Annotated in this window: 5 protein-coding genes; 3 read left to right on the forward strand and 2 right to left on the reverse strand. The window is 65.9% G+C overall.

Annotated elements, in window-relative coordinates:
- Nucleotides 1–116: 116 nt before the first annotated feature.
- Together B1C78_RS15770 and B1C78_RS15775 are read right to left on the reverse strand one after the other, a co-directional pair.
- Nucleotides 117–557 (reverse strand): hypothetical protein, encoded by a 441-nt coding sequence (locus B1C78_RS15770; RefSeq protein ID WP_077280131.1) that lies wholly within the window; start codon nt 555–557, stop codon nt 117–119.
- Between the two features lie 20 nt (nt 558–577).
- The gene (locus B1C78_RS15775) at nt 578–742 is read right to left on the reverse strand and encodes a rubredoxin (RefSeq protein WP_077280127.1); all 165 of its coding nucleotides are present in this window, start codon (nt 740–742) and stop codon (nt 578–580) included.
- 224 nt (nt 743–966) lie between these two features.
- Between B1C78_RS15775 and thiD the strand changes: the two genes are divergently transcribed.
- The 3 genes from thiD to hemL all read left to right on the forward strand — a co-directional run bounded on the left by thiD (nt 967) and on the right by hemL (nt 3,853).
- Nucleotides 967–1,779: a bifunctional hydroxymethylpyrimidine kinase/phosphomethylpyrimidine kinase gene (thiD, locus tag B1C78_RS15780; RefSeq protein WP_077280128.1), complete on the forward strand. Its 813-nt coding sequence runs from the start codon at nt 967–969 to the stop codon at nt 1,777–1,779.
- Nucleotides 1,766–2,458 carry a thiamine phosphate synthase gene (gene thiE / locus B1C78_RS15785; RefSeq protein ID WP_077280129.1) on the forward strand — a complete coding sequence of 231 codons (693 nt, stop codon included), beginning with the start codon at nt 1,766–1,768 and terminating at the stop codon, nt 2,456–2,458. Before thiD ends, thiE begins: the two co-directional genes overlap by 14 nt.
- 108 nt (nt 2,459–2,566) lie before the next feature.
- Nucleotides 2,567–3,853, forward strand: a complete 1,287-nt coding sequence (hemL, locus tag B1C78_RS15790; RefSeq protein ID WP_077280130.1) for a glutamate-1-semialdehyde 2,1-aminomutase — start codon at nt 2,567–2,569, stop codon at nt 3,851–3,853.
- The last annotated feature ends 22 nt before the right edge of the window (nt 3,854–3,875 follow it).

Below are 3,875 nucleotides of genomic sequence, written 5' to 3' on the forward strand. Positions count from 1 at the left end.
CCGCAAGCGGGGGAGGGGATCGTGGGCTTGGGATGAGAGGGTTTTCCCCTCTCCCTCAGGGAGAGGGTAGGGTGAGGGTGGTTTCACTTCCCACTTCCCAATTCACACTTCCCACTTCAAGAGAGCTTCCCCGCCATCGCCAGGATCCGACGCCCCGCCTCCGTGTCCGCCTTGCCGGCGGCCCTGACGGCCTCCGCGTAGCCGGCGAAGAATGCCGGCAGGGCCTTCACCACCTGCTGCTTGCGCAGGCGGCCGACGCCCTGGATCGGCCACATGGGTCGCAGGTCGTTGTTGTCCAGTGCGTCGCAGACCTTCAGGCCCCAGCCGGCAGTGGTGGTGTCCCAGACGTGGCGGCGCACCACGAGGCGATAGACATGCTCGGCGCCCATGTCGGCCATGCCCACCCCCGGCCCCACGTAAGCCACCTCGAGCGCCCCGGCCAAGTCCGCCAGCTCGGCATCCAGGGCCGCGAGCGCCTCGTCCAGTTCCACGGTGACAGGCACGCGGTCCGCGTGCGCGAGCCTTGCGATGCGTTCCAGGGGGTCGTCTTGTGACACCGTGCGTTGTGCACCGAGGCTCAAAGTTCCACCATTTCGAAATCTTCCTTGCTGGCACCGCATTCCGGGCAGGTCCAGTCCTCGGGCACGTCGTCCCAGCGGGTGCCCGGCGGAATGCCCTCGTCAGGCCAGCCCTTGGATTCGTCGTAAACAAACCCGCAGATGACACACTGGTAAGTCTTCACGGCGCGGATTCCCCCTCTAGCCCGCATACCTCACCGGTCGGACACCGGCTGGCGCGCAACAGGCTGAAACATTTGTGGAATACGTTGAAATGGTCGCCAACCTAAGTATGACAGACTGTTTCCGCCGGTGTCCTATCGCGGTGAGATATGCGGGCTAGGCCAACAGCAGAGTTATGATCGCCGCCGGTGATACACTTGGACGGTAGCAGGACCCGGAGCTTAACATGAACCAGCACGACGCTGTCCCGGTGGTCATGAGCTTCGCCGGCAACGACCCTACCGGTGGAGCCGGTATCCAGGCGGACATCGAATCCATCATCAGCATGGGATGCCACGCCGCACCGGTGATCACCGCGCTTACCGTCCAGGACACCGCCCAGGTCATCGGTTTCGCACCCATCGAGGCGGAACTGGTCATTCAGCAGGCCCGCGCGGTGCTGGAGGACATGCCGGTGGCGGCGGTCAAGATCGGCATGGTGGGGTCCATCGAGGCGGTGCAGGCCATTCACAGCATCCTGATGGACTACCCGGACCTGCCGGTGGTGCTGGACCCGGTACTGGCCTCGGGGGGCGGCGCCGAACTGGCCGACGACGAGGTCATCGGCGGCCTGCGCAGCCTGCTCCTGCCGCTCACGACCGTGCTGACCCCCAACAGCCTCGAGGCCCGCCAGCTGGCGCCGGAATCCGACAACCTGGACGCCTGCGCCATGTCGCTGCTGGACCAGGGCTCGGAGTTTGTACTGCTCACCGGGACGCACGAGAATACGCCCCAGGTGCGCAACACGCTGTATGGCAATCACCGCAAGCTGGAGACCTTCACCTGGCCGCGCCTGGAGGGCAGTTACCACGGCTCGGGATGCACCCTGGCCGCAGCCATCGCGGGCCTGATGGCCCAGGGCACCGAACCGCTCTCGGCCATCCACGAAGCGCAGGAGTTCACCTGGCAGGCCCTGAACCACGGCTACCGCATCGGCATGGGACAGCGCCTGCCCAACCGCCTGTTCTGGGCGAGCACGCAGGATCATGACGACACCTAGCCCGCATACCTCACCGGGACGGGCTGGAAGCAAGCTGCGCGGCCTGTACGTCATCACCCCCGACGGCGCACCGGACGCGGCGCAACTGCAGACACGGGTGACTGCGGCCCTGCGCGGCGGGGCACGTATCGTCCAGTACCGGGACAAGTCCGGCGACCACGGGCGCCGTCTGGAGACTGCGCACGCGCTGCGGGAGCTGTGCGAGGCCCATGCTGCCCTGCTGATCATCAACGACGACGCACACCTTGCTCACGCCATCGATGCCCACGGCGTACACCTGGGACAGCAGGACATGCCGCTGGAGGATGCCCGCGCGCTGCTCGGACCGGAGGCCGTCATCGGCATCACCTGCCATGAGCGCCTCGATCGCGCCATCGCCGCCGAACTGGGCGGCGCGGACTATGTCGCCTTCGGCGCCGCCTTTCCCTCACCCACCAAACCCGACGCCGCGCGCGTACCCCTGATGCTGTTCGCCCAGGCTCGGGAGGTCTTGAACGTCCCCGTGTGCGCGATTGGCGGCATCACCGCTGAGAACGCATCAGAGGTAATCACGGCCGGAGCGGACATGGTGGCGGTCAGCAGCGGTGTCTTCGACCGGCCGGATCCCGAGGCCGAGGCCGAGGCCAGAAGGCTTGCGGCGCTGTTCAGGGCAGGGCAACGGTACAAGGTACAAGGGTAAAGGCAGGCGATTCATGGCATTCATGCGGATACGGGTTTTCCCTTGTATCTTGTATCTTGTACCTTGTATCTCTTCACACATCCCACAACCTCCACGAACGTATCCCCTATGACCCGTTCCCACGACCTCTTCAAAGCCGCCCAACTCCACATCCCCGGCGGCGTGAACTCACCCGTGCGCGCCTTCAGGGGCGTGGGCGGCGACCCGGTATTCATCGAGCGTGCCGAGGGCGCCTATCTCTATGATGCTGACGGCAATCGCTACATCGACTACGTGGGTTCCTGGGGACCCATGATTGCCGGCCACGCGCATCCCGAGGTGCTGGAGGCGGTGCACGAAGCCATCACCAGCGGCCTGTCCTTCGGCGCGCCCACGGAGACCGAGACGCGCATGGCGGACAGGGTGTGCGAGCTGGTGCCCTCCATGGACATGGTGCGCATGGTGAACTCCGGCACCGAGGCCACCATGAGCGCCATTCGGCTGGCACGGGGTTTTACCGGCCGCGACAAGATCATCAAGTTCGAGGGGTGCTACCACGGCCACGGGGATTCCCTGCTGGTGAAGGCCGGATCGGGCGCCCTGACCCTGGGCGTACCGAGTTCGCCGGGCGTGCCGGCAGCGCTGGCGGAACACACCCTGACGCTGGCGTACAACGATCTGGACCAGGTGCGCGACACCATGGCGCACGTGGGCGGCCAGGTGGCCTGCATCATCGTCGAGCCGGTGGCCGGCAACATGAACTGCATCCCGCCGGAGCCCGGTTTCCTGGAGGGGCTGCGGGAGGTGTGCGACGAGTACGAAGCGCTGCTGATCTTCGACGAGGTGATGACCGGATTCCGGGTGGCGCTGGGCGGTGCGCAGGCGCTGTATGGCGTCAAGCCGGACCTGACCACCCTGGGCAAGGTCATCGGCGGCGGTATGCCCGTGGGCGCCTTCGGAGGCCGACGCGAGGTCATGGAACAGTTGGCCCCGCTCGGACCCGTATACCAGGCGGGCACGCTGTCCGGCAACCCGGTGGCCATGGCCGCCGGCCTGAAGACCCTGGACATCATTTCAAACCCCGGTTTCTACGACCTGCTCGGGGAGAAGGTGAACGCGCTGGTGGACGGCATCCTCGCCGCGGCGAAGGACGTTGGCATTCCCATGACCGCCAACCGGGTCGGCGGCATGTTCGGACTGTTCTTCACCGACCAGCCCCGGGTGAGCAATTTCTACCAGGCCACCCAGTGCAACCTGGATCGCTTCCGGCTGTTCTTCCACGAGATGCTGGAGCGCGGCGTGTATCTGGCACCCTCGGCGTACGAGGCCGGTTTCGTCTCCAGCGCCCACAGTCAGGGCGACATCGAGCAGACCATCGAGGCGGCGGCGCGGTGTCTCAACGAACTTGCAGGCTGAAGGAAAAGCCTCGACGCAAAGA

The sequence above is a fragment of the Thioalkalivibrio denitrificans genome, assembly GCF_002000365.1.
Lineage (GTDB): Bacteria > Pseudomonadota > Gammaproteobacteria > Ectothiorhodospirales > Ectothiorhodospiraceae > Thioalkalivibrio_A > Thioalkalivibrio_A denitrificans.